Raw genomic sequence first — 23603 nt, 5'->3', positions numbered from 1 at the left:
GCAGGGACTTCCGATCCGACGCACCGCCGGTCTGGTGTTTCTCCCGGTACCGGATACTTTCGTCCCCGGTGCCGTCGGTCCGGCCCGGGATATCCTGGAACCCGCCCGAAATGTCGGACCGTGGGAGCCTGCCGAACCGGCAGTGCCGCCCGGGATTGAGGAGACGATGAGCAATCTTGACCCCACGCCGGCCGAGGTCGTCTGTTCCGACCGCGGACCGGGGGCGGCCCCTCGGGTGCTCGACTACCGGGACGTGCCGCTCGGCGGACCGCGTGCGATGCCGGTACGGCGGTCGCTGCCACAGCGCGGCCAGTCGTTCATCGGCGCGTGGTGCTTCCTCGACCACTACGGGCCCGACGACGTGAGCACCAGTGGCGGGATGCGGGTCGCCGGCCATCCGCACACCGGGCTGCAGACGGCGTCCTGGCTGTTCACCGGCCGGATCGAACACCGGGACACCACCGGTGTGCACGCGGAGGTCCGGCCGGGCGAGCTCAACCTGATGACGGCGGGCTCGGGCATCGCGCACTCCGAGTTCTCGACGCCGGACACCACCGTCCTGCACGGGGTGCAGCTGTGGGTGGCGCTGCCCGACGAACACCGTTTCACAGCACCGGCTTTCGAACATTACGCGCCGCCGGTGCTCGATCGCGATGGGGTGCGCGTGCTGGTCTTCCTCGGCAGCCTGCTCGGTCAGCGGTCGCCGGTGCGGACGTTCAGCCCGCTGCTCGGCGCCGAGCTGACCCTCCCGGCGGGCCGGGGCGTCGTCCTCGACCTCGACCCCGGTTTCGAGCATGGCGTGCTGGTGGACACCGGGGCCGCGACGGTGGCCGGGGAGTCGGCCGAGCCGGGGCAGGTGGTGTACCTGCCCGTCGGCACGACGGCGGTGGAGGTGACGGCGTCGGGGGACGAGCCGCTGCGGATCCTGCTGCTCGGCGGCGAGCCGCTCGGCGAGGAGATCGTGATGTGGTGGAACTTCATCGGCCGCAGCCACGACGAGGTGGTGGCGTTCCGTGAGGACTGGGAACGCGAGCGTGCCGACCGGGGCGACGCGTCGGGCCGGTTCGGGCCGTTCCCGGCGCAGTGGCGCGAGACCATCCCCGCGCCGGTGCTGCCGAACACCCGCCTCAAGCCGCGGGGCTGACCGGCGTACCCGCGTTCGGCCGCCACCGCACCCGCCTACCCGGTGATGCGGTTGCGGTAGAGAAGGTTGGACCAGACGAATCCGACCGCGGTGATCAGTGCGCACCAGCCGACGGCGAGCCAGGCGCTGTGGCCGATCGGCGTGCCCATCAGCAGTCCCCGGACGGTCTCGATGATCGGGGTGACCGGCTGGTTCTCGGCGAACCACTGCAGCCACGAGGGCATCGAGTCCGCGGGCACGAAGGCGCTGCTGACGTAGGGCAGGAACATGATCGCGAACGTGAAGCCGCTCGCCGCCTCCGGATTCTTCGCGAGCAGTCCCAGGGCGGTCGACAGGTAGGACAGGGCGAAGATGAAGCCGCCGATGACGCCGAGAACCGCCAGCCACCTCAGCGGATCGGTGGTCGGGCGAAAGCCCAACAGCAGCGCGACCGCGATGACGATGGCGGTGGTGGCCAGGTTGCGGACCACGCTCACGAGCACGTGCCCGGTCAGGAACGACGACGGCGCGATGGGCAGGGTGCGGAAGCGGTCGATGATGCCCTCGGTCATGTCGGTGGACACGCTGACCGCGGTGGTCGATGCGCCGAAGGCCGCGCACAGCAGGATGATTCCGGGAACGACGTAGTTGATGTACTCCGTGCCGGTGTCGATCGCGCCACCGAAGACGTACACGAACAGCAGCATCAGCATGATCGGCAGCGCCGCCGCCATGAGCATGGTGTCCGGGCTGCGCAGGACATGCCTGAGGTTGCGTCGGAGCATCACCGTCGAGTCGGCCACGACGGAGGTGAGTTCACGATCGGTGTGGGTGCTCATCGGGCGGCCGCTTTCGTCGAGGTGGGTCCGGGCACGCGCGGTGCGCCGGTGAGGGCGAAGAAGACGTCGTCGAGGTCGGGGGTGTGCAGGGCGAACCTCTCGACCGCGAGTTCGGGGGAGTCGAGGCGATCCAGCAGCGCCTTGAGGGAGGCGATGCTGCCGTCGGTGGATACCTCGACTGTCAGGGTGGCGTCGTCGGTGACCGCGCCGGGCAGCGCGCCCGCGGCGAGGTCGAACTGGGCACGGTCCGCGAACTGCAGTTCCATGCGGCCACCGTCGACCAGTCGCTTGAGCTCGTCGGGGGTGCCCTCGGCCACGATCCGGCCACCGTCGATGACGGCGACGCGGTCCGCGAGCTGGTCGGCCTCCTCGAGGTACTGCGTGGTCAGGAAGATGGTCACACCGTCGCCGGCGAGCTCGCGGATGACGGACCACATCTCGCGGCGGCTGCGCGGGTCGAGTCCGGTGGTCGGCTCGTCGAGAAAGACGACCTTCGGATGGGCGACCAGGCTCATCGCCAGGTCCAGCCGGCGGGCCATGCCGCCCGAGTAGTCCCGCACCCGGCGGTCGGCCGCGTCGACCAGGTCGAACCGGTCCAGCAGTTCCGCCGTGCGGCGACGCGACTCGCCTCGGCCGAGGTGGTTGAGCTCGGCGACGAGCATGAGGTTCTCGCGGCCGGTCAGCACCTTGTCGACCGCGGCGTACTGGCCGGTGACGCTGATGCGGCCGCGCACCGCCCGAGCTCCGTCGGGGAGTGGGTGTCCGGCGACGCTCACCTGGCCGGAGTCGAAGGGCAGCAGGGTGGACAGGATCCGGACCGTGGTGGTCTTGCCGGCACCGTTCGCGCCGAGCAGGGCGAAGATCCGGCCGGCCGGTACCTGCAGATCCAGGCCGTCGAGGACCGTGTGGTCGCAGTAGGACTTGGTGAGGCCGGAGACGTGAATCGCCCCGGTGGGTTCGTCGTTGGTCATCTGTCATCTCCCGCGTTCCTGAAACTGTGTATGTCATACACTTCGGTTTATAACGTACACAATTTTACGATGAGCGCAAGAGGTGACGACGGGAGCGGTACGGACATGGACACGAGTGGTGCGGACACCGAGGGGGCGAGCGATCTGCCCCGGGCCGTCAGGCTCGCCTGGGGGCTCACCGAACCGGGGAGCAGGGGGCCGCGCCGCGGGCTGAGTCTCGAGAAGATCCTCGACACCGCCATCGAAGTCGCGGACGCGGAGGGCGCCGCCGCGCTGTCGATGGCCCGCCTGGCCAAGGAGTTGGGCTTCACGACCATGTCGCTGTACCGGTACGTGAAGAGCAAGGACGAGCTGATCGAGCTGATCTCCGACCGGGTGGTGGGACCCGCGCCGCACATCGAGCCGGGCATGCCGTGGCGGGACGCGTTGGCGCAGTGGGCAACCGCCGAGTACGCGGCGCTGATGCGGCACCGGTGGTGGCTGCACCTGTCCCTCGGGGGTGTCCCGCCGACGGGGCCCAACAACATCGCGTGGCTCGAGTCCGGGCTCGGTTGCCTGGCCGACACCCCGCTGTCGCCGCCGCTGCGTTTCCAGATCGTCCTCAACACCTCGCTGTACGTGATCGGGCGGGCGCGCTTCGCCGCGGACTTCGAGGCGGCCTCCGCCACGGTGTCGCCCGAGGACGCCGCTGCGCTGGAGTATCCGGTGCTGTTGCCGCGGCTGCTCGACCCGGCGACGTTCCCGCACCTGACCGCGGCGGTCGCGAACGGCACATTCGACGGTGACCCCGACGTCGACTGGGACGACGCGGACTTCACCTTCGCGCTCGGCCTGTTGCTCGACGGCATCGAGAAGCTGATCGACACGCATCGCTGAGCCGGCCCCGCCAGCTCATCCGCTCCGGGTGAAACCGCTCCGGCATCGCCGCGTCGCCGTGCGCTCCGGGGGTCGAGGGGGCAGGGTGGGTGGCAGCCCGCCGCCGCCGTGGTGGCCTGTCCGACGGGATGGTGGCCGAATGAGCGTGGAAACCACAGGGGACCCGAGTCCCACGGCCGCGCACCGGAAACCGCCCGCGCCCCGCCAGCAGTACATCACCTGGATCGCGCTGGCGATGATGACCACCAGCTCGGTGGCCAGCCTGCGGTCCGCGCCGTCGATGGCGGTGTACGGGCTGGCCTGCGTGTTCCTCTACCTCGTCCCCGCGATCGTGTTCCTGCTGCCGACCGCGCTGGTCTCGGCCGAGCTCGCGTCGGGCTGGGCGGGCGGCGTCTACCGCTGGGTGAGCGAGGGGATCTCGGACAAGGCCGGGTTCCTGGCGGTGTGGTGCCAGTTCGCGATGACGATCTTCTACTATCCGACGCTGTTGGCGTACGTCGCGAGCACCTTTGCGTACGTGGTGAACCCGCAGCTGGCATCGAGCGGTCCGTACACCGCGATCGTGATCGTCACCCTGTTCTGGGCGGGGGTGTTCGTCTCCTCCCGGGGGATGAAGGCGGTGGCCGGGCTCTCCAGTGCCGGACTGGTGCTGGGCACCCTGATCCCCGGCGTGCTGCTGATCGTCATGGGCGTGGTGTTCCTCGGCCAGGGCAACCCGTCCGCGGCCCCGATGGAGTTCAGCGCGCTGCTGCCCGCCTGGACCGGCGTCGCCAGTCTCGTGCTCATCGTCAACAACTTCCTGTCCTACTCGGGCATGGAGATGAACGCCGTGCACGTCTCCAGCCTGCGCAAGCCGGCCAGCGAGTTCCCCCGCGCGATGTTCGTGGCGATGGGGCTGGTGCTGGGCATCTTCATCCTGCCCGCCATCGCGATCAGCTGGGTGGTGCCGGCGGAGAGCCTGTCCCTGACCGCGGGCGTCATGCAGGCCTTCGACACCTTCTTCGCGCACTTCGGATTCGGTTGGGCCACACCGATCCTCGCGCTGATGCTGATCGCGGCGTCGCTGGGCGGCATGCTCACCTGGCTGGCCGGGCCGTCGAAGGGCCTGCTGATGATCGGCCGCCAGGACGGCTTCCTGCCGCCGATCCTGCAGCGGCTCAACGTGCACGGGATCCAGCAGAACATCCTGGTGGCGCAGGGCGCGGTGACCACCGTGATCGCACTGCTCTACGCATTCATCCCGGAGGTCTCCAGCGCGTACTGGATCCTCTCGGTCATCACCACGCAGGTCTACCTGGTGGTGTACGTGCTGATGTTCGTGGCGGCGATGCGGCTGCGGCGTCAGCAGCCGGACCATCCGCGCGGCTACCGCGCGCCCGCGTTGTTCCTGCTGTGCTGGGTGGGCCTGGTCGCCAGCGTGGCGGCGTTCTGCATCGGCTTCGTCCCGCCCTCGCAGTTCGGCGGCGGCAGCGTGCTGGTGTATGTGCTGATCGTCGGCGGTGGGTTCGGCATCGTGGGACTGGGTGTGCCGCTGCTGATCCTGGCGCTGCGCAAGCCGTCCTGGAAACAGGAACTCGTCGCCGATCCCGTGAAGGAGGCGTGAGATGGCCGGTACCGCAGAGGACGACGGCGTGAGCATCGCGGCCGTGGACGACCTGCACACGCGGCCAGAGAACACCCACCGGATCGTCTACCTGGCGGCGGCGGCCGTCTTCGTCGGACTGGCGGTGTGGGGGCTGGTCGCGTTCAACCAGCATCGGGACGACGCGGCCGCGCAGGACAAGGCGACCCAACTGTCGGCTCGCTTCGACGAGGCCGGATTCGGGACCCTGGACACGGAGGCCACCGCGCGGGTGCTGGGCACCGACGGCGGCGCGGCGTGCAGCGACCCCGGCAGCGCGTTGCGCGACGCCGTGCTGCACCAGCAGATCGTTAGCGGCGCGGCCGGGCCGGGCCAGCGCCCGATCATCGGCACCCTGCAACTGGTCGAGGCCCAGCGCCTGGTGCTCGAGGTCTACTGCCCGGACCAGCTGGCCGGATACGACGCGCACGTGCGCGACCTCAAACTGGTGGAGGAATGATGGCGGGAAGTCAGACGTCGACGACGGACGAGATCCGCGGCGCAGTGCGGGCCCTGATGCCCACGGCGCGTGACGAACTCGCGACGCTGGTCGCCTTCCGCTCGGTGGCCGACCCGCGGCAGTACCCGGCGCAGGAGTGCGTGCGGGCCGCGCAGTGGGTCCGGGACGCGTTCGTGGCGGCCGGGATCGGCACAGTCGACCTGATCGAGACAGCCGACGGGTCGAACGCCGTCGTCGGACACCAGCCGGGACCGCCGGGTGCGCCGACGGTGCTGCTGTACTGCCACTACGACGTCCAGCCGCCCGGCGACGAGAGCAAGTGGCACACTTCGCCGTTCGAGCTCACGGAGCGCGACGGTCGCTGGTACGGACGCGGCGCCGCGGACTGCAAGGGCAACATCGTGATGCACCTGCTGGCGCTGCGGGCGCTCGGCACGCCGTTCCCGGTGGGCATCCGGGTGGTTGCCGAGGGCTCCGAGGAGATGGGCACCGGCGGGCTCGAGGCCCTCGTGGAGGAGCGGCCCGAACTGTTTCAGGCCGACATGATCCTGGTGGTCGACACCGGCAATGCGGAGGTTGGCCTGCCGACCGCCACCACCACCCTGCGCGGCATCGCCAACGTGGTGGTGCACGTGGAGACCCTGGCGGGGGCGGTGCACTCGGGCATGTTCGGCGGGCCCGCCCCGGACGCGTTGGCGGCGCTGGTGGCGATGCTCGCGAGCCTGCGCGACGCGGCGGGCAACACCGCCGTGGCCGGGCTGGACGCGACCGCGACGTGGTCGGGGGTGGACTACCCCGAGGCCCAGTTCCGTACGGACGCGGGCGTGCTCGACGGCGTCGGGCTGGCCGGGACGGCTTCGGTGGCCGACGCGGTGTGGGCCAGGCCGGCGCTGACCATCCTCGGCATCGACTGCCCGCCGGTGGTCGGTTCGGCCGCGGCCGTCCAACCGCGCGCCTCCGCCAGGCTGAACCTGCGGGTGCCGCCGGGCATGGACCCGCAGCAGGCGCAGGACGCGTTGGTCGCGCATCTCGAGGCCGCCGCGCCGTGGGGCGCGCGAGTCACCGTCGACAGGGAGCCGACCGGGTCGCCGTTCCGGGCCGAGATCGACGGCCCGGGGTATGCGGCGCTCGGCGCGGCCATGACGGAGGCCTTCGGCAAGCCGCTGGGCACCGTCGGGCAGGGCGGGTCGATCCCGCTGTGCAACGTCTTCGCCGACCAGGTCCCGGGGGCGGAGATCGCCCTGATCGGGGTCGAGGAGCCGCGCTGCCTCATCCACGCCCCGAACGAGAGCGTCGACCCGTCCGAGATCGAGAACCTGGCGGTCGCGGAGGCGTTGTTCCTGCGCCGGTTCGCCGGCACCCGCTGACGGCGCCGCCCTGTGACCACGACGCCCGGCTGACCACGACGCCCCCGCGTCCGGGATCGAACCCGGGCGCGGGGGCGTCGGTCGACGCGTCAGACGGACAGGTCGCGGCGCAGCTTGGCGACGTGCCCGGTGGCCCGGACGTTGTACTGGGCCACCTCGATCTTGCCCTCCTCGTCCACGAGGAAGGTCGAGCGGATCACGCCCTGCACGGTCTTGCCGTACATCTTCTTCTCGCCGAACGCGCCCCACGCCGTCAGTGTCGTCCGCTCGGGGTCGGAGAGCAGCGGGAAGGTCAGCGACTCGGCGTCGCGGAACTTGGCCAGCTTGGCGGGCTTGTCGGGGGAGATGCCGACGACGTCGAGGCCCGCGCCGTTCAGCTCGGCGAGGCTGTCGCGGAAGTCGCAGGCCTGCTTGGTGCAGCCGGGGGTGCTGGCGGCCGGGTAGAAGTACACGATGACCTTGCGTCCGCGGAAGTCGGACAGCGACACCTCCTTGCCGTCGGCGTCGGGCAGGGTGAACTCGGGTGCGGCGTCTCCGGGGGAGAGCTTGAGGTTCTCGGTCACGACGTCAGGCTACTTGCCCGGCGGCCGGCTCGGCGGCCCCGCCGCGGGTTCCTGGCTACGGCCGGGGCGGTAGTCCCGGTACGGTCAAGGCACACATCACAAGGCGATGAGAGAAAGCGGGATTCACGTGCCCAGGGACACCGACAGCATCGAGCGCGACATCGAGCGGGCGCGCAACCAGCTCGCCAGCACCCTGGACGAGCTCAGCGTCCGCACCAACCCGAAGCGGCTGGTCGAGACCGCGAAAGTCTCGCTGGTGGCCAAGGTGAACGAGCCGCCCGTCAAGTACGCCCTGGTCGGCGCGGGTGCGCTGGTCGTCGTACTGGTGCTGCGCAAGATCTTCAGCTGACCGAACCGGCGTCCGCCCGGGTGCACGTGGTCGAGCAGACCTCGCTGGTCGATGCGCCGCGCGAGGAAGTGTGGGCCCGGGTGGTCACGCCGGCCGGCATCAACGGCGAGATGATGCCGGTGATGCGGATGGCGACGCCCCGCGGTCGGCGGGGGCTCACCGTGGATACCGTCGAGGTGGGCCGAAAGGTCGGACGGTGTTGGCTGTTCCTCTTCGGCCTGCTCCCGTTCGACTACGACGACCTGACGGTGGCCGAGCTGGATCCGGGACACCGATTCCACGAGCGGTCCACGATGGGCTCGATGCGACGCTGGGAACACGAGCGGACGCTGACCGCGGACGGGCCGTCGCGCACCCGCGTGCATGACCGGGTCACCTTCGAACCCCGTCGGGCGCTGGCCGTCGTCCCCGGACTGGGCGGGCTGCTGGCCCGCGGCATCTCGGCGTTCTTCGCGCACCGGCACCGTCGGCTGCGTCGGCACTTCGCGTCGTAGCGGCAGGTCGCGAGAATTCAGCGCCCGTCCGGCACGTGAGATGCGACTAAACTCCGGTGATGGAGCGAAGCAGCGATGCCGCCCGAACCCGCGAAGGACGCGACCGCCGTTCGTCGTTCGACCGCTTCGTTGAGCAGGCCGAACTCCGGGTCAGCCAGGCGCCGTTCTTCTTCCTGTGTGCCGGGATCGTTGTGGTGTGGCTGATCAGCCTGCCGTGGTGGACGGACCTCAAGGCCTGGCAGGTCGCCATTCACACCGTCGCGAGCGTCTTCACGCTGCTGCTGGTCGTGCTGCTCGAGAACGCCGGCCGCCGCGCCAACGAGGCCTCGCAGGAGAAACTCAATGTCCTTGCCGAGGCACTGGCCGCGCTGCTGGCCTCGCCCGCACTCGACGACCCGGCCCTGCGCACCGCCGCGGACCGGCTGCGGGAAGCCGTCGGGCTCGAAGAACGCCAGTGAGCTGTCGTTCCCGGTTGCCTGCCGTTGTCACATCTTGGCGTATCGGGCCATGGCGAAGCTGTACAGGCCGTAGGTGATGATCCCCAGGCCGGCCAAGACGAGGAGTGTCACGCCGTATGGCTGGGCCAACAGTGTCTTGAGGGCGCCGTCGAGCCCGGTGGCTCTGCTCGGCGCCGATTGGGCGGCGGCGAGGATGAGCAGCAATCCGATCGCCGCGATGGCCAGCCCCTTCGCGATGTATCCGACGATGCCCAGCCGTCGCACGAGGTCGCTGGTTTCACCCTCGAGGTCCTCGACGAAGTTCCGGCTGGCTCCCTTGTAGACGTGGTAGCCGCCGACCGCGATGACGATCAGGCCGACGACGATCAGTGTGACGGTTCCGGCGGTACTCTGCATCATGCGTGCGCTCAGCCCCGCACTCTGGGCGCTGCTGGATTTTCCGCTGCCCCGGGCGAACCCGAACGCGGTGACGGCGAAGGCGAAGTAGACCATCGCCAGGGCGAGAGCCTTGATGCGGTTGATCACTTCGGACGATGTGTGCTCGGATCCCGGCTCCGACGACTTTCCGAGCGCCGCTTCGGCGAGACGCCACAGTGCCATCACCAGGAAGGCGAAGACGCCCACCCACAGGGCGAACCTTCCGCCCGGCTTGCTGGCCAGTTCCGCCATCGCGCCGGATTGGTCGGTGGCACCGGCGGCGCCGCCCAAGGCGACGCGGACGGCGATGTAGCCGATGATCAGGTGGACGATTCCGCTCGTGATGAAGCCCGCCCGGGCGAATCGTTCGAAGATGCTGTTCTGGGCCACCCTGGCCGTCGTCGAGGACGAGTTCTCGTACGACGTCGAGGGCTTGCCGTCAGAGGATGCCGTGGGCGAGTCGCGATCAGCCACGGCGACCGCTCCACGCCGGTGGGCGAATCCCGTGGGCTGCGGAACGCGAGGCCCGTAGTGCGGTGCGCAGCCCGATTCGGGCGGTCCCGACCTCCTGGGCGCCGGGTCTGCGGAACTTGAGTTCGGAGGCCGTTTCCGGTGCGTCGTCCGATGTTGCGACCAGAAACCGGTCCGGCAGCGCCAGCTTGTGGACGGTGCGGAGCACCAGAAGATACTGCATCGCAAGCGAACCCGTGGTGTACGGCAGGTCGAACCTCGCGCACAGGGCCTGCACCTTCGCCGAGATCTCCGCGTAGCGATTGCTGGGAAGGTCGGGAAACAGGTGATGCTCGATCTGATAGCAGAGGTTGCCGCTCATGAACGCCAGCACCTTGCCGGCCCGGAAGTTTGCGGTGCCGAGCATCTGGCGCAGATACCATTCCGCCCGGCTCTCGTGCTCGAGTTCAGCGAGGGTGAACTTCTCGGCGCCGTCGGGAAAGTGCCCGCAGAAGATCACGACGTACGCCCACAGGTTCCGCAGCAGGTTGGCCGTGATGTTCGCCTTCAGGGTCCGGCGCCACCGGCGTCCGCCGAGGATCGGGAAGAGCAGGTAGTCCTTTCCCGCCTGTCGGGCGATCTTCCCGAGCAGTGCTCGCGTGTGGGCGGACCTCTCGGCGTCGCTGCCGGTCCGGGCCCGCTCGGAGTACAGGCCGTGTAGGGCGATGCCCCATTCGAATGTGGCCGCCAGCAACAGGTTCCGCAGGGGTTGGAGCAGATGGCCCGGACGCCACGGCTGGTCGCGGGTGATGCGGATGACCCCGAAGCCGAGGTCCTCGTCCATGCCGACGACATTGCTGAACACGTGGTGGCGGTAGTTGTGGGAATAGCGCCACTGCGAAGACAGGCCAGCCATGTCCCACTCCCAGTTGGTGGAGTGGATTTCGGGATCGTTCATCCAGTCCCACTGGCCGTGGGACACGTTGTGTCCGATCTCCATGTTCTCGATGCTCTTGGCCGCGGCCAGCGCCGTCGTTCCGAGTGACCAGCCGATCGTTGTCCGGCTGCCGACGATCAGCAGCCGAGCGGCGGTGTCCAGTACCCGCTGGAAGGCGATGGCGCGGCGGATGTAGGCCGCGTCGCTCTCACCGAGCGAATCGGTGACCTCGCGGCGGATGCCGTCGAGTTCGCGGCTCAACTCCTCCACATCTCTATCGCTGAGATGTGCGTATTCCTTGATGTCGGAGATCGCCATGACCGTTCACCAGCCCGCGAGACCGCGAACTCGCGGACCATGTGGGCGTGGGGCGGGACTCGGTCAGTAGTAGTGGCGCCGGCCACCGACGGCATGGCCGGCCGATCCCGCGACCATCAGCACGATACCGACGACGAGCAGGATGACCCCTATGTACAGCAGCACGGGGATCGCGAGTAGCCATCCGGCGACGGCGAGGATGATTCCGAGGATGATCATGACGACTTCCTGGTCTTGTTGACGGGACAGAGCATGAGGTTGAGGTCGAGCAGTTGCAACGACCCGAGTCAATGTTTGAAGGCGTCCTTGACCTTGGCGCCCGATTGCTTGAGATTGCCCTTGGCCTGATCGACGCGCCCCTCGGTCCGCAGGCGGGTGCTACCCGTGATCCTCCCGACCACCTTCTTGACCGAACCCTTTGCGGCTTCGGCCGAGTGCGCAATCTTTCTACCGATGCTCATGACGGTGCTTCTTCCTCTGATGCGCGACCGAAACCGGTGCCGCGGGCGATCGTCAGTGTGTGGGTGCGCGGTACCGCCTCGCCCGGACGGTGAAGGGGCGTCGCCGATCGTGCCCGCCGGTGGGCGCCTGCGTGCGGACCCCGGTGTGTGGCGCCGGACCGACGCGAGTACAGGTCGTGCCGGGCGTGCTCTCACGCTAGTCGTACCTAGTCAACGCCGTATTCGAAGGTGTGTCAACGGTGTAGTTCTATGCTTGAGGCCTACGCTGATTGATTGGAGTGTGTTGGTGATGTCGATGGAGCCGGCTCCTCGCGCGACACGTCGTGGTGGCGGTACACCCGGTGTCGGGCCGATCACCCGGCACCGGATCCTGGAGGTCGCGCTCGAGATGATCGACCGCGACGGAGTCGAGTCACTGTCCATGCGTCGACTCGGGAAGGCCCTGGACCGTGATCCGATGACCCTCTACCGTCATGCGCCGAACAAGGCGGCGCTTCTCGACGGCGTTGCGGAGAAGGTCCTCGACCAACTCGAGATCGACGCCGGCGGTCAGTTCGAGGTCGACGGCAGCGACTGGGTCGCGCAGTTGCGTTCGGTCGCGCGGGGGTTTCGTCGATTGGCGCTCGACCATCCCAATGTTGTGCCCCTACTCGTCACCCGCCCGCTCTCGACACCCCTCGGGCTCCGGCCGCTCGGTACGCTGCGGCCACTCGAAGCTGTCCTGTCCCTGCTTACACGGGCGGGCTTCACCGACACCGAGGCCCTGCACGTCTATCGGGCATTGTTCGGGTTCCTCAACGGGCACATCCTCAACGAGCTGCAGGAGCTGGTCGAACGCCCGGAGGAGACCGACGACCTGCTACGCCTCGGCTTGCACCGACTACCGATCGGTGACTTTCCGCTCCTGCGTGGCCTTGCGCCCGTGCTGGCCGCGTACGACGGCGAAGCCGAACTCGAACGTGGCCTCGACATCCTGTTCGCGGGCCTGACCGCAACCCTGACCGACCCCGACGGCGCGGCTGCCTGAAGCTGCGACAGCGCTTGTAGGTCTACGACGTTGACGTGGGCCGACCAGCGGAGTTGACTCAATTGCATACACACCAAGTCAGCAGGTTGCGTCATGTGGTTGGTGATGTTGCCAACGCTGGACAAACGCAAGGAGCCGACATGGCTACCAGCACAACGATCTGGATCGTCGTTGCCGCAGTCGCGGTGATTGCGATCCTGGCCGCGCTCGCCTGGGTGGCGCGGAACAAACGCAACGAACACCGTCACGTCGAAGCCGAGGAGATCCGCACCCAGGCCGGGGAGGAGTCACTCCGGGTCGGCCAGCGGGAGGCGCTCGCGGACGAGACCGCCGCCAAGGCTCGCGCCGCCCAGGCTGAAGCCGAGGCCAAGGCGGCCGAGGCTGAGGGCCTGGAACAGCGCGCCGCCGCTCACCGCATCGAGGCCACCGACTCCCGTGACGAACTGAACCAGCAGCTGGATCGGGCCGACACGATCGACCCGGCCTCGACGACACCGGAAGCGCCTCGACCCGGCGGGCACAGGGAGCCCCCAGATTCGTGAACGGTGGCCGGCCAGGTGTCCCCGGAAGCCGCGAAAGCCCCCCTGATCGTGAAGACCAGGGGGGCTTTTCGGGTGCGCCCACAGGGACTCGAACCCCGGACCCAGTGATTAAGAGTCACTTGCTCTACCAACTGAGCTATAGGCGCATCGCCGCTCGATCGGTTCAGACCCAAGCGCTGCGACGTGGAGAACTGTAGACGAGCGCGCCGCGTGAATCCAAATTCGCCCCTCCGGTGTCCGCAGCGGGGGCGATCAGGATGACCGACCGCTGCCGCCGGGCGGCGGGTGAAGGTGTGTGAAGCGTCCGGACAGTTCGTCGACCCAGTCCTGCCGGGCGGTGAGCATCCGATGGTGGACGGGCACCGACCGGTTTCGTTCCCGTATCAGCAGCGTCCGGAGTCGGTCGAGGGTCATCGGCGAGGCCGCGGCGGCCGCGATCACGTCGTCGAGGGCGGTCCGCACGAAGTCGTCGAATCCGGGCCGCGGGACGACGATTCGCGGTACCCCGGCGCTGTCGACGATCCGCAGCGGCGCCGTGTCCGCATCGGCGACCCGGTCGAGCAGGTCTTCGATCTCGTCGAGCACCTGGACGGCCGTCGCGGGATCGTTCACCGCGGGTGAGAGGGCTCGCAGGGCGATGTCGGCCAGCAACCGGAGGGCGAGCAACGGGTCCTGGACGAAGGTTCGCTCCCGGCCGCGGACCAGGGCGTCGAGGACCGCGGCGGCCGGCAGGTCGGTGCCGTGTACGTCCGCGACGGGCGCGCCGCGATGCAGGGTGGCGCCGGGGAGCCCGCGCAGCACGATCACCGAGTCCGCGGCCCGGGCGGTGACCAGGAGCCGGTCGACATCAATCTCCTGCACCACGCTCGGCGGGTGCGGCCAGGTGACCGTCGTGCGCAGCGGCGGCAGCGGAGCAGGTGGATAGGCGGGGCGTCCGGTGGCGGCGGGGTAGAGGGCGGCGAGGATCGTCCGGCCGTGGTCCGCGATGGAGCCCAGGGCCGGGGCCAGTTGGATGGCGGCGAAGGCTCGGAGCTGGAGTGTTCGCAACAGCGCGAGCATGACGAGCAGCAGCAGCAAGGTGATGACGGGGAGGATCATCGAAACCTCGGTCCGGGTGCCGATTGCGAGGGCCGCCGTGACGGCGAAGACGGCCAGGCCGAGGGCGAAGGCGAAGGTCCGCCAGACGATGGGGTCGTCCCGGAACAGCGTCAGGCGAGGTGTGAATGTGGTGGCGGCCCACTGAACCACGAGGAAGAGCAGCGAGAAGATCACGGCGACTGCGCCCAGCAGCCCCAGGCCGAAGGTGATCAACAGGTCGGTGACCTGACGGGCGGGGACCGTCGGCCCGCCCGAGAGGGTCGGAATGACCAGGCCCAGCCCCAGGCCGACCAGGATCGACAGCAGTTGGGCGAGTCCGGCGCGCAGGCGTCGCCTGTGGCGGAGGAAGGCCTGGCCGACGGGGGTGGGCACCGGTCACTCACCCGTCACTGACGCGAGATAGCGACCCGGATGACCTCCTCTGGGTCGATGAGGTGGGAGTGGTCGTCCTCGCCGACGTCGATCTGCACGACCTCGATTCGTCCGTTGAACCTGCTGGGGTCCGGGTAGTCGGCGCTGACGGGCATCCCGTAGTCGTCGCCGATGTCCGTCGTCTCGTCCGCGGAGAAGATCATCGGCTGGGTCGTCTCGACCCGACCGTCGCCGACGACGCGGCCGTCGTAGTAGAGGGTGACGTTGCCGCCCTTCGCGAGTCCGCCGCCGTCGTAGGCGAACTCGGCGCGGACCTGGTGGCTGCCGGGGGAGAGGGCCTCGGTGGCCTCGGTCACGAACTCCGTCATGCCGAGGAGGTTGTAGATGAACCTGGCGCGTCCCTCGTCGACGTAGAGCGCCCACCCGCCGAATCGGCCGCCCTGCGCGACGATCACCCCGCTGGTGCTGCGGTCGGCCGGTGTCTGAATCGCGGCGGTGACGCTGAAGGACCGGTTCTTGATGTCGAGGACGCTGTTCTCGCTGAGCCGCTTCATCCCGGGGAACAGCACCTGGGTGTTGCCGGACACCAGTTGTGGCCGGCCGGCGATGGTGGCATTCATGCGCTCGAACCGGCGATCGTCGATCGGCAGCACGTTGTACTTCACTGCCTCGATCAACCACAGCCGTTGCAGCGCCGTGAGCTTCTCGGGCATCTCTGCCGCCAGGTCGTGGGCCTGCGTCCAGTCGGTGGTCCCGTCGTAGAGTTCCCACACGTCGTCGTCGAGGGCGGGCAGCACCTCGTTCGGCAGCCACGGGGTGCTGTGCCGGGTCACCGCGCTCCAGCCCCTGAAGTAGATGCCGCGGTTGCCGGCCATTTCGAAGTACTGCAGGTCGTGTCGTTCGGGTGCGTCGGCGTCGTCGAAGCTGTAGACCATGCTGGTGCCCTCGATGGGGGCCTGCTGCACGCCGTTGACGAAAGTGGGCTCGGGCAGCCCGGCAGCCTCGAGCACCGTCGCGGCGACGTCGATCACGTGGGTGAACTGGGACCGGGTCTCGCCCTTGCTGCGGATGCCTGCGGGCCAGTGCACGATCGTCCCGTTGCGGGTGCCGCCCCAGTGCGAGGCGACCTGCTTGGTCCACTGGAAGGGGGCGCACATGGCCCACGCCCAGCCGACCGAGTAGTGGTTGTAGGCCTCCGGTGTCCCGAGCTTGTCCTTGGCCGCGGCCATGAACTCTGGCGTCTCGATAGCGGCCATGCCGTTGAAGTTCGCCATCTCGTTGAAGGCGCCGTTGACCGTTCCCTCGGCGGAGGCACCGTTGTCGCCGATGATGTAGTAGACCAGCGTGTTCTCGAGGGCTCCGAGCGACTCGATCGCGTCGATCACCCGGCCGACGTGGAAGTCGGTGTGCTCGAGGAATCCCGCGTACACCTCCATCTGACGTTCCAGTACCGGCCTGAGGGCCTCGTCCATCTCGTCCCAGGCCGGGATCGCGTCCGGCCGGGCGGTGAGGTCGGCGTCGCCGGGCACCACGCCGCGCTGCTTCTGCTGCGCGAAGATGGACTCGCGCTGCGCGTCCCAGCCGTCGGCGAACCGGCCGGCGTACTTGTCGGCCCACTCCCGCGGCACGTGATGCGGGGCGTGGGTGGCGCCGGGCGCGAAGTAGACGAAGAACGGCTTGTCGGGCGCGAGCGACTTCTGGGTGCGCACCCAGTCGATGGTGCGGTCGGCCAGGTCCTCGGTGAGGTGGTAGCCCTCCTCGGGCGTCCGGTCGGCCTCGACGGGCGTGACGCCCTCGTAGAGGGCCGGGTAGTACTGGTTGTTCTCGCCGCCGATGAACCCGTAGAAGTGCTCGAATCCGCCGCCGCCGGTGGGCCAGGCATCGAACGGGCCGACGGGCGAGGTCTGCCAGGGCGGCACCTCGTGGCACTTGCCGAACTGGGCCGTCGAGTAGCCGTTGAGTTTCAACGTCATCGGCAACGCAGCCTTGGTGTTCGGGCGCAGCCCGGACGAGCCGGGCGCCGAGGTCGCGGTCTCGGTGATCATGCCCATCCCGACCGAGTGGTGGTTGCGCCCGCTGAGCAGCGCCGCACGTGTCGGCGCGCACAGCGCGGTGGTGTGGAATCGGTTGTAGGTCAGCCCGTCGCGCTGCAGGCGTTCCGCGGTAGGCGTGTGCACCGGTCCGCCGAAGGCGCTGCTGGCGCCGTACCCGACGTCGTCGAGCAGGACCACGAGCACGTTCGGTGCGCCGGCGGGTGGCAGCAGCGGCTCGATCGGCGGGAACGCCGTGTCCGGGTCTTTCGCGTCGTAGGTCACCAGGCCGACTCGCGGCCGGTCGGGAATGGGAAGTACCTCACGACGATCGGTCCGGTCCACCATGGCTGCTCACATTCCGTTGTCACGCATCGGAACGCCCTTCGGCGCCTGTAGATGCATCCACGGTAGCGGCCGGTTCCGGTACCGGCAGGACGAATCGGCGTGCGGAGTCGGCAGATGGTGGAGAAACGCGAAAGCCCCCCTGGTCGTGACGACCAGGGGGGCTATTCGGGTGCGCCCACAGGGACTCGAACCCCGGACCCAGTGATTAAGAGTCACTTGCTCTACCAACTGAGCTATAGGCGCATCGCCGCTCGCTCGGGTCAGACCCGCTCGCTGCGACGTGGAGAACATTAGACGAGCGCCTCGAGCGAATGCAAATCCGAATCATTCTCGCTGGTCAGTAACGCTTTGGTCGGTGGGCCCGATTGACATGCGAATGAGATCTTCCGGGCCGCGTCGCGGTTGGCCCGCCCAGCTAACTGCTGGCATCATTGGCAGTTCGACGGGCAGGCGCTGGGGTACCCGATTTCGGTGCCGGCGGCGCCTGTCGATCGCGATGTGGAACTTCAAGAAGTGGGGTTGAGATGGTGCGGGTCTCGCTGAGCGCATGGGCGCTGGGGGCGGCGGCAATGGCCCTGGTGGCCACGGGATGCTCGGTTCCGTCGACGGGGTCCGCCAACGCGGCGCCGGCCGACGTGGCGATCGACCTGAATCCGGTCACGGAGATGATCAAGCCGAAGCTGACCCCGTCGGTCGCGGACGGTGCGGTCGGGCACTCGCCGAGTGATCCGGTCGCCATCCAGGCGGCGGACGGACTGCTCTCGACGGTCACCTTGACCGATGCCGCGGGTGCGCAGGTGCCGGGCGTCGTCGCGCCGGACGGGTTGTCGTGGTCGAACACCGCGCCGCTGGCGTACAACGGCCGGTACCGGATCACCGCGGAGGCCTTCGGACTCGGCGGTGCCACGACGATGAAGTCGGAGTTCACCACCAGCTCGCCCGGCAACCTGACCAAGCCGTACGTCATGCCGGGCGACGGTGACGTGGTCGGCATCGGCCAGCCGGTCGCCGTGCAGTTCGACGAGGACGTGCCGGACCGGATGGCTGCCCAGTCGGCGATCACCGTCACCACCGTCCCGCCCGTCGAGGGTGCCTTCTACTGGGTGAACAACCGTGAGGTGCGCTGGCGGCCGGAGAACTACTGGGCGCCGGGCACCACGGTGTCGGTCGCCGTCAATGTCTTCGGCAAGGATCTCGGCCGCGGCCTGTTCGGTCAGTCCGACGTGACCTCGGGGTTCAAGATCGGCGACTCGATGATCGCGTACGCGGACGACAACACCAAGCAGGTCACGTTCGAGCGCAACGGTCAGGTGGTGATGACAATGCCGACCTCGATGGGCAAGGACAGTTCGCCGACGGACAACGGCGTCTACATCATCGGCGACCGGTTCTCGCACCTGGTGATGGACTCGTCGACTTACGGCGTCCCGGTGAACTCGGCGCAGGGCTACAAGACGCCGGTCGACTGGGCGACCCGAATGTCGTACAGCGGCATCTTCTTCCACTCCGCACCGTGGTCGGTGGGGGAGCAGGGCAACACCAACACCAGCCACGGCTGTCTCAACCTGAGCCCGGCCAATGCGAAGTGGGTGTTCGACAACACCAAGCGTGGCGACATCACGGTCGTGAAGAACACCGTCGGCGGCACCCTGTCCGGCACGGACGGCCTCGGCGACTGGAACGTGCCGTGGGCGACGTGGAAGGCCGGAAACGCCAACGTGTAGTCCCCGGTTCCCCATCCACGGGCCCCGCAGCCGATTTCGGCCGCGGGGTCCGTCTTGTTTGCGTGGGGTGCCGTGGGCCCACGGAGAACGGGTGAGGGTGGCGGGGGCGAGCGGAGAAGATGCGTCGCGCGGGCGAAGGTGAGTGCGCCGGAAACGAGAGAAGGCCCCCGATCGAAATCGGGGGCCTTCTCTTCGGGTGACCGACGGGACTCGAACCCGCGACAGCCAGGATCACAACCTGGTGCTCTACCAACTGAACTACGGTCACCATCACGTCCACGGCTTCGCCCTCTCGGGCTGTTCCGCATCAGCGAGAACGATATTAGCCTGACTCCCCGCCGGAAAGCCAATCGGTTTCTACTCCGCCTCGAGAACCTTGACGATTTCGGCAATCTCGCTGGTGGAGGGCCCGGGCTCGGCGACAAACGCGGTCTGCCGGTAGTACTTGAGTTCGCGGATCGACTCCTTGATGTCCGCGAGGGCGCGGTGCGCAAGGCCCTTCTCCGGCTGGCCGAAGTAGATCCGCGGGTACCAGCGGCGGCACAGCTCCTTGATCGAGCTCACGTCGATCATCCGGTAGTGCAGGTAGTCGTCGAGCAGCGGCATGTCGCGGGTGATGAACCCGCGGTCGGTGGCGATGGAGTTGCCGGCCAGCGGCGCGGTGCCCGGGTTGGGGATGTGTTCGCGGATGTAGGCGAGCACCTGGGCCTCGGCCTCGGCCAGGGTGACCGTCGACGCCCGCACCTCCTCGGTGAGGCCGGAATGCGCATGCATCTTCCGGACCACCTCGGGCATGTCGTCGAGCGCGGCGTCGTCGGCGTGGATGACGATGTCCACACCCTCGCCGAGCACGTTGAGCTCGCTGTCGGTGACCAGTGCGGCCACCTCGATGAGCTTGTCGGAGCCGAGCCGAAGTCCGGTCATTTCACAGTCGATCCACACGAGTTTGTCCTGCACGGGATCCACAGTAGTCAGGGGTGGCCGCGCTAGTCTCGTGCAGGACACATTCGTGGTGTCGAAGCTGACGAGGAGTGCATGAATGACGGTGGACCCGACCGCATCCGGTGATTCCGGGCCGGCGCCCGACCAGGCTTCACTCGCAGAACGGGCCAAGGTGGCGCAGGCCGCCGCCGAGGAGGCGGCCCGGGTGGCGGCCGCCGCGGCTGCGGCCGCCGAGACCGCGCTGCGGGAGGCCGAAGCCGCCGCGCAGCAGGCCCAGCCGCCGGCCGGGGCGACCCAGCCCGTCGAGCCTGCCCCGACGGTCGAGAGCCCGGTCGCGGTCGAGTCCGCCCCGGCGGCCGCCGCGGCTGCGGCCGCCGAGACCGCGCTGCGGGAGGCCGAAGCCGCCGCGCAGCAGGCCCAGCCGCCGGCCGGGGCGACCCAGCCCGTCGAGCCTGCCCCGACGGTCGAGAGCCCGGTCGCGGTCGAGTCCGCCCCGGCGGCCGCCGCGGTCCCGGCCCCGCCCGCAGGCGCCGCGCAGGAGATCGCCGCCGGCTACGCCTTCGCGGGCGCCGCGCTCGAGCTCGGCACCGTGATGGTGGACGGCGTCGTCGATCCGACTGCGCGAGTGCGGATCCCGCTGGCCACCCTGAACCGGCACGGCCTGGTGGCCGGCGCGACGGGCACCGGCAAGACCAAGACGCTGCAGGGCATCTGCGAGCAGCTCTCGGCCGCCGGCGTGCCGGTGGTGATGGCGGACGTCAAGGGCGACGTGTCCGGGCTGTCCGCGTCCGGCGAGGCGGGGGAGAAGATCGCCGCCCGTGCCGCGTCTACCGGCATCGCGGACTGGGCGCCCGCCGCGTTCCCCACCGAGTTCCTCTCGCTCGGCACCGGCGGCATCGGCGTCCCGGTCCGCGCGACCATCACCAGCTTCGGTCCGATCCTGCTGAGCAAGGTGCTGGGGCTCAACGCCACCCAGGAGTCGACCCTCGGGCTGATCTTCCACTGGGCCGACATCCAGGGCCTGGCCCTGCTCGACCTCAAGGACCTGCGTTCGGTCATCGCGCACCTGACCTCCGACGAGGGCAAGGCCGACCTGAAGGGGATCGGCGGCGTGTCGTCGGCGACGGCGGGGGTGATCCTGCGGGCCCTGGTCAACCTGGAGGCGGACGGCGGCGACACCTTCTTCGGTGAGCCGGAGTTCGAGACCGAGGACCTGCTGCGGGTCGGCCCGGACGGCCGGGGCGTCGTCACGCTCTTCGAGCTGGGCGCCCAGGCGGCCCGGCCGGTGATGTTCTCCACCTTCCTGATGTGGGTGCTCGCGGACCTGTTCCAGACGCTGCCCGAGGTGGGCGACGTGGACAAGCCCAAGCTGGTGTTCATCTTCGACGAGGCGCACCTGCTGTTCGCGGACGCGTCGAAGGCGTTCCTGCAGCAGGTCGAGCAGACCGTGAAGCTGATCCGCTCCAAGGGCGTCGGCGTGTTCTTCTGCACGCAGCTGCCCACCGACGTGCCCAACAACGTGCTCAGCCAGCTCGGGGCCCGGATCCAGCACGCGCTGCGCGCGTTCACCCCGGACGACCAGAAGGCGCTGAACAAGACGGTCCGGACGTACCCGAAGACCGCGCACTACGACCTGGAGAAGGCGTTGACCTCGCTGGGCACCGGCGAGGCCGTGGTGACGGTGCTCTCGGAGAAGGGCGCGCCGACACCGGTCGCGTGGGCGATGATCCCGCCGCCGCGGTCGCTGATGGACACCGTCGGGGAGCCCGCGATCCGGGCGGCGGCCGCGGCCAGTCCGCTGAACGCGAAGTACGGGCAGACCGTCGACCGGGAGTCGGCCTACGAGCGGCTCACGGCCAAGGTCTCCGGCGCGCCGAACGCGGACGGGCTGGACCTGCCGCCGCTGCTGCCGGACCTGCCGGACCTGCCGCCCCCGCCGCCGGACGAGCCGAGCGCGGTCGAGCGGATCATGGAGAACTCCGCGGTCAAGAGCTTCCTGCGGTCCGCGGCCACCGTCGCCGGTCGGGAGATCTCTCGGTCCCTCTTCGGCACCGGCCGCCGCCGCAGGCGCTGACGCACTCGTGCGCGGTCGACGGGTCACCGGACCCGTCGACCGCGCACGAGCGGCGTGGCCGCCTCAGGGTTTCGGGAGCAGCCGGGGGACCACCTTGCCCGCGGGATTGCGGGGCAGCTCGTCCAGGAAGACCACCTCGCGGGGCACGCAGAAGCGGGCCAGGTGGGCCTTGACGTGGACGCGGATGGCGTCCTCGCTGAGCGCCTCGCCGTCGGCGCCCCCGCCGCGCACCACGTAGGCGACCAGGCGGGCGCCGAACTCGGGGTCCTCGGCGCCGACCACGGCGTTCTCCAGCACCCCGGGCAGCAGGCTGAGCAGGTCCTCGACCTCGCGCGGGTAGACGTTCTCGCCGCCGGAGACGATCATGTCGTCGCTGCGCCCGTCGAGGAAGAGCAGGCCGTCGGCGTCGAAGTGGCCGAGGTCGCCGGTGGCCATCAGGCCGTCCCGGACCTCCTTCTCGCTGCCGTCGCGGGTGTAGCCCTCGAAGAGCATGCCGTTGCCGACGAAGACCCGGCCGACGGCGCCGCGGGGCACCTCGGCGCCCCGGTCGTCGAGGATCCGCAGCACCGTGCCGAGCGGGGGCCTGCCTGCGGTGGTCGGGTGCGCGTCGAGCTCGTGGGGCTGGGCGATCGAGGCCCAGCTCACCTCGGTGGAGCCGTAGAAGTTGTACAGCACCGGTCCGAACACCTCGCGGGTCCGGTGCACGACGCCGGTCGGGATGGCGGAGCCGCTGGCGGCGATCACCCGCAGCGCCGACAGATCCGCCGCGCGTTCGTCGGCGGGCAGGTCGGTGATGCGTTGGAGCATCGTCGGCACCACCCAGAGGGCGCTGGCGCGGTGCCCGGCGACCAGCGCGACGGTGGCGGCGGGGTCGAAGCGCCGGCTCAGCACCACGGTCGAACGCAACGCGAGCGCGATCTGCACCGCGGCCAGGCCCCAGGTGTGGAAGATCGGCGACGCGACCACCGTCGTCTCGCCGCTGCGCAGCGGCAGCCGGGACAGCAGCGCGGAGGCGGGCATCCAGCTGTGCGGTTCGGGCCGGTTGGCGCCCTTCGGGGTGCCGGTGGTGCCGGAGGTGAGGACGACGATCCGGCCGCGTCGCGGGCGGGCGGGCAGCCCGGAGGCGCCGCCGCGGCGGCCGTCCTCGACCAGCCCGTCGAACCGCGCCCAGCCCTCGGCGTGGGGGTGCTCGGCGTCGGGATCCGTGAAGACGGCCACGCGCATCGTGGAGTCCGGGATCAGGGCGGCGAACTCGGGGTCGACCAGCAGCCAGTCCAGCTTCTGCTCGGCGGCGACCTCCGCGAGCTGGGCGGCCGAGGCGCCGGTGTTGAGCAGCACCAGGTCGGTGCCGAGCCGCGACGAGGCGCCCATCGCGACGAGGAAGCCGCGGTGGTTGCGCGCGAGGACACCGATCCGCCCACGCTCGCGCAGGCCACGGTCGTGCAGGGCGACGGCGAGGGCGTGCGCGTCCGCGTCGAGTTGCCGGTAGCTGATCGCGCCGAGCTCGTCGACGACGGCGATCCGGTCGCCGTCGCGGCGCGCGGCCACCGCCAGCAGCCCGCCTGCGGTGAAGTCCCACTGGTACCAGGCGGAGACCACCCCGGCGAGCCGACCCGGCCCGATCGGGCCGAGGATGCCGGCGCGGGTGATGGGGACCAGGCCCTTGATCAGGTCGGTGGCTCCGGAAAGGCGCGGCATCGGGTGGTGTCCTCCTGGTGGCGGTGAGGTGGTCCCGGCGGCGG

The 23603-nt window shown here is 69.5% G+C and carries 23 protein-coding genes and 3 tRNA genes; 12 read left to right on the top strand and 14 right to left on the bottom strand.

Going from position 1 to position 23603, the window contains the following annotated elements:
- Window positions 1-166: 166 nt before the first annotated feature.
- Entirely contained in the window at window positions 167-1144 is a 978-nt protein-coding gene (locus tag ACFO6S_RS06325; RefSeq protein WP_378415117.1) for a pirin family protein, read from the top strand.
- Window positions 1145-1179: 35 nt separating this feature from the next.
- On the opposite strand, the gene ACFO6S_RS06320 is transcribed toward ACFO6S_RS06325, so the two are convergent.
- Together ACFO6S_RS06320 and ACFO6S_RS06315 are read right to left on the bottom strand one after the other, a co-directional pair.
- Entirely contained in the window at window positions 1180-1962 is a 783-nt protein-coding gene (locus tag ACFO6S_RS06320; RefSeq protein WP_378415115.1) for an ABC transporter permease, read from the bottom strand.
- A complete protein-coding gene (locus tag ACFO6S_RS06315) occupies window positions 1959-2933 on the bottom strand; it encodes an ATP-binding cassette domain-containing protein (RefSeq protein WP_378415114.1) in 975 nt (324 codons plus the stop codon). The genes ACFO6S_RS06320 and ACFO6S_RS06315 overlap by 4 nt, the downstream gene beginning before the upstream one ends.
- A gap of 69 nt (window positions 2934-3002) precedes the next feature.
- Between ACFO6S_RS06315 and ACFO6S_RS06310 the strand changes: the two genes are divergently transcribed.
- From ACFO6S_RS06310 to ACFO6S_RS06295, 4 genes are all read left to right on the top strand, one after another.
- The gene (locus ACFO6S_RS06310) at window positions 3003-3809 is read left to right on the top strand and encodes a TetR/AcrR family transcriptional regulator (protein WP_378415112.1); all 807 of its coding nucleotides are present in this window, start codon (window positions 3003-3005) and stop codon (window positions 3807-3809) included.
- Between the two features lie 139 nt (window positions 3810-3948).
- Window positions 3949-5412 carry a glutamate/gamma-aminobutyrate antiporter GadC gene (locus tag ACFO6S_RS06305; protein ID WP_378415110.1) on the top strand — a complete coding sequence of 488 codons (1464 nt, stop codon included), beginning with the start codon at window positions 3949-3951 and terminating at the stop codon, window positions 5410-5412.
- 1 nt (window position 5413) lies between these two features.
- A complete protein-coding gene (locus ACFO6S_RS06300; protein WP_378415109.1) occupies window positions 5414-5890 on the top strand; it encodes a hypothetical protein in 477 nt (158 codons plus the stop codon).
- Window positions 5890-7257, top strand: a complete 1368-nt coding sequence (locus ACFO6S_RS06295) for a dipeptidase (RefSeq protein ID WP_378415107.1) — start codon at window positions 5890-5892, stop codon at window positions 7255-7257. The genes ACFO6S_RS06300 and ACFO6S_RS06295 overlap by 1 nt, the downstream gene beginning before the upstream one ends.
- A gap of 89 nt (window positions 7258-7346) precedes the next feature.
- On the opposite strand, the gene bcp is transcribed toward ACFO6S_RS06295, so the two are convergent.
- The gene (gene bcp / locus ACFO6S_RS06290) at window positions 7347-7820 is read right to left on the bottom strand and encodes a thioredoxin-dependent thiol peroxidase (RefSeq protein ID WP_378415105.1); all 474 of its coding nucleotides are present in this window, start codon (window positions 7818-7820) and stop codon (window positions 7347-7349) included.
- Between the two features lie 127 nt (window positions 7821-7947).
- Here bcp and ACFO6S_RS06285 point away from each other — a divergent pair, with 127 nt between their 5' ends.
- The 3 genes from ACFO6S_RS06285 to ACFO6S_RS06275 are packed head-to-tail and all read left to right on the top strand — an operon-like array spanning window position 7948 to window position 9121.
- Window positions 7948-8169 carry a DUF3618 domain-containing protein gene (locus tag ACFO6S_RS06285; protein WP_378415103.1) on the top strand — a complete coding sequence of 74 codons (222 nt, stop codon included), beginning with the start codon at window positions 7948-7950 and terminating at the stop codon, window positions 8167-8169.
- A gap of 26 nt (window positions 8170-8195) precedes the next feature.
- Window positions 8196-8663: a hypothetical protein gene (locus tag ACFO6S_RS06280; protein ID WP_378415101.1), complete on the top strand. Its 468-nt coding sequence runs from the start codon at window positions 8196-8198 to the stop codon at window positions 8661-8663.
- Between the two features lie 59 nt (window positions 8664-8722).
- Entirely contained in the window at window positions 8723-9121 is a 399-nt protein-coding gene (locus ACFO6S_RS06275) for a low affinity iron permease family protein (protein WP_378415100.1), read from the top strand.
- 27 nt (window positions 9122-9148) lie between these two features.
- Here ACFO6S_RS06275 and ACFO6S_RS06270 read toward each other — a convergent pair whose 3' ends face one another.
- From ACFO6S_RS06270 to ACFO6S_RS06255, 4 genes are all read right to left on the bottom strand, one after another.
- A complete protein-coding gene (locus ACFO6S_RS06270) occupies window positions 9149-9928 on the bottom strand; it encodes a DUF1206 domain-containing protein (protein ID WP_378415258.1) in 780 nt (259 codons plus the stop codon).
- Window positions 9929-10004: 76 nt separating this feature from the next.
- Entirely contained in the window at window positions 10005-11243 is a 1239-nt protein-coding gene (locus tag ACFO6S_RS06265) for a fatty acid desaturase family protein (RefSeq protein WP_378415098.1), read from the bottom strand.
- A gap of 63 nt (window positions 11244-11306) precedes the next feature.
- Complete coding sequence (locus ACFO6S_RS06260; RefSeq protein WP_378415096.1) at window positions 11307-11462, bottom strand: DUF6131 family protein; 156 nt, start codon at window positions 11460-11462, stop codon at window positions 11307-11309.
- A gap of 68 nt (window positions 11463-11530) precedes the next feature.
- On the bottom strand, window positions 11531-11704 hold the full coding sequence (locus tag ACFO6S_RS06255) for a CsbD family protein (RefSeq protein ID WP_378415094.1): 174 nt from the start codon (window positions 11702-11704) through the stop codon (window positions 11531-11533).
- A gap of 289 nt (window positions 11705-11993) precedes the next feature.
- Between ACFO6S_RS06255 and ACFO6S_RS06250 the strand changes: the two genes are divergently transcribed.
- Entirely contained in the window at window positions 11994-12731 is a 738-nt protein-coding gene (locus ACFO6S_RS06250; RefSeq protein WP_378415257.1) for a TetR/AcrR family transcriptional regulator C-terminal domain-containing protein, read from the top strand.
- Between the two features lie 140 nt (window positions 12732-12871).
- Entirely contained in the window at window positions 12872-13273 is a 402-nt protein-coding gene (locus ACFO6S_RS06245) for a hypothetical protein (RefSeq protein ID WP_378415092.1), read from the top strand.
- A 73-nt stretch (window positions 13274-13346) separates the two neighbouring features.
- Here the strand turns inward: ACFO6S_RS06245 and ACFO6S_RS06240 are convergent.
- The 4 genes from ACFO6S_RS06240 to ACFO6S_RS06225 form a co-directional block, all read right to left on the bottom strand.
- Window positions 13347-13419: transfer RNA gene (locus ACFO6S_RS06240), tRNA-Lys, on the bottom strand.
- Window positions 13420-13525: 106 nt separating this feature from the next.
- The gene (locus ACFO6S_RS06235) at window positions 13526-14743 is read right to left on the bottom strand and encodes a DUF2254 family protein (protein ID WP_378415090.1); all 1218 of its coding nucleotides are present in this window, start codon (window positions 14741-14743) and stop codon (window positions 13526-13528) included.
- Between the two features lie 14 nt (window positions 14744-14757).
- Window positions 14758-17121 carry an arylsulfatase gene (locus tag ACFO6S_RS06230; RefSeq protein ID WP_378415089.1) on the bottom strand — a complete coding sequence of 788 codons (2364 nt, stop codon included), beginning with the start codon at window positions 17119-17121 and terminating at the stop codon, window positions 14758-14760.
- Window positions 17122-17291: 170 nt separating this feature from the next.
- Window positions 17292-17364: transfer RNA gene (locus ACFO6S_RS06225), tRNA-Lys, on the bottom strand.
- Window positions 17365-17645: 281 nt separating this feature from the next.
- On the opposite strand from ACFO6S_RS06225, the gene ACFO6S_RS06220 reads away from it, so the two are divergent.
- Window positions 17646-18845 carry a L,D-transpeptidase gene (locus tag ACFO6S_RS06220; protein ID WP_378415087.1) on the top strand — a complete coding sequence of 400 codons (1200 nt, stop codon included), beginning with the start codon at window positions 17646-17648 and terminating at the stop codon, window positions 18843-18845.
- A 195-nt stretch (window positions 18846-19040) separates the two neighbouring features.
- Here the strand turns inward: ACFO6S_RS06220 and ACFO6S_RS06215 are convergent.
- Window positions 19041-19113 (bottom strand) — tRNA-His (locus ACFO6S_RS06215).
- Between the two features lie 89 nt (window positions 19114-19202).
- Window positions 19203-19802, bottom strand: a complete 600-nt coding sequence (orn, locus tag ACFO6S_RS06210) for an oligoribonuclease (protein WP_378415085.1) — start codon at window positions 19800-19802, stop codon at window positions 19203-19205.
- A gap of 82 nt (window positions 19803-19884) precedes the next feature.
- Here orn and ACFO6S_RS06205 point away from each other — a divergent pair, with 82 nt between their 5' ends.
- Entirely contained in the window at window positions 19885-21861 is a 1977-nt protein-coding gene (locus ACFO6S_RS06205) for a helicase HerA-like domain-containing protein (protein ID WP_378415083.1), read from the top strand.
- A 63-nt stretch (window positions 21862-21924) separates the two neighbouring features.
- On the opposite strand, the gene ACFO6S_RS06200 is transcribed toward ACFO6S_RS06205, so the two are convergent.
- Entirely contained in the window at window positions 21925-23559 is a 1635-nt protein-coding gene (locus ACFO6S_RS06200; RefSeq protein ID WP_378415081.1) for an AMP-binding protein, read from the bottom strand.
- Window positions 23560-23603: the final 44 nt, after the last annotated feature.

Source organism: Rhodococcus kronopolitis (assembly GCF_042654025.1).
Lineage (GTDB): Bacteria > Actinomycetota > Actinomycetes > Mycobacteriales > Mycobacteriaceae > Rhodococcus_G > Rhodococcus_G kronopolitis.
This window is presented reverse-complemented; position numbering and strand designations above follow the sequence as displayed.

Coding starts and splice junctions, on each gene's coding strand:
- ACFO6S_RS06325 (WP_378415117.1), top strand. CDS start 167: ATGAGCAATCTTGACCCCACGCCGGCCGAGGTCGTCTGTTCCGACCGC.
- ACFO6S_RS06320 (WP_378415115.1), bottom strand. CDS start 1,962: ATGAGCACCCACACCGATCGTGAACTCACCTCCGTCGTGGCCGACTCG.
- ACFO6S_RS06315 (WP_378415114.1), bottom strand. CDS start 2,933: ATGACCAACGACGAACCCACCGGGGCGATTCACGTCTCCGGCCTCACC.
- ACFO6S_RS06310 (WP_378415112.1), top strand. CDS start 3,003: ATGAGCGCAAGAGGTGACGACGGGAGCGGTACGGACATGGACACGAGT.
- ACFO6S_RS06305 (WP_378415110.1), top strand. CDS start 3,949: ATGAGCGTGGAAACCACAGGGGACCCGAGTCCCACGGCCGCGCACCGG.
- ACFO6S_RS06300 (WP_378415109.1), top strand. CDS start 5,414: ATGGCCGGTACCGCAGAGGACGACGGCGTGAGCATCGCGGCCGTGGAC.
- ACFO6S_RS06295 (WP_378415107.1), top strand. CDS start 5,890: ATGGCGGGAAGTCAGACGTCGACGACGGACGAGATCCGCGGCGCAGTG.
- ACFO6S_RS06275 (WP_378415100.1), top strand. CDS start 8,723: ATGGAGCGAAGCAGCGATGCCGCCCGAACCCGCGAAGGACGCGACCGC.
- ACFO6S_RS06265 (WP_378415098.1), bottom strand. CDS start 11,243: ATGGCGATCTCCGACATCAAGGAATACGCACATCTCAGCGATAGAGAT.
- ACFO6S_RS06260 (WP_378415096.1), bottom strand. CDS start 11,462: ATGATCATCCTCGGAATCATCCTCGCCGTCGCCGGATGGCTACTCGCG.
- ACFO6S_RS06255 (WP_378415094.1), bottom strand. CDS start 11,704: ATGAGCATCGGTAGAAAGATTGCGCACTCGGCCGAAGCCGCAAAGGGT.
- ACFO6S_RS06250 (WP_378415257.1), top strand. CDS start 11,994: ATGTCGATGGAGCCGGCTCCTCGCGCGACACGTCGTGGTGGCGGTACA.
- ACFO6S_RS06245 (WP_378415092.1), top strand. CDS start 12,872: ATGGCTACCAGCACAACGATCTGGATCGTCGTTGCCGCAGTCGCGGTG.
- ACFO6S_RS06230 (WP_378415089.1), bottom strand. CDS start 17,121: ATGGTGGACCGGACCGATCGTCGTGAGGTACTTCCCATTCCCGACCGG.
- ACFO6S_RS06220 (WP_378415087.1), top strand. CDS start 17,646: ATGGTGCGGGTCTCGCTGAGCGCATGGGCGCTGGGGGCGGCGGCAATG.
- ACFO6S_RS06205 (WP_378415083.1), top strand. CDS start 19,885: ATGACGGTGGACCCGACCGCATCCGGTGATTCCGGGCCGGCGCCCGAC.
- ACFO6S_RS06200 (WP_378415081.1), bottom strand. CDS start 23,559: ATGCCGCGCCTTTCCGGAGCCACCGACCTGATCAAGGGCCTGGTCCCC.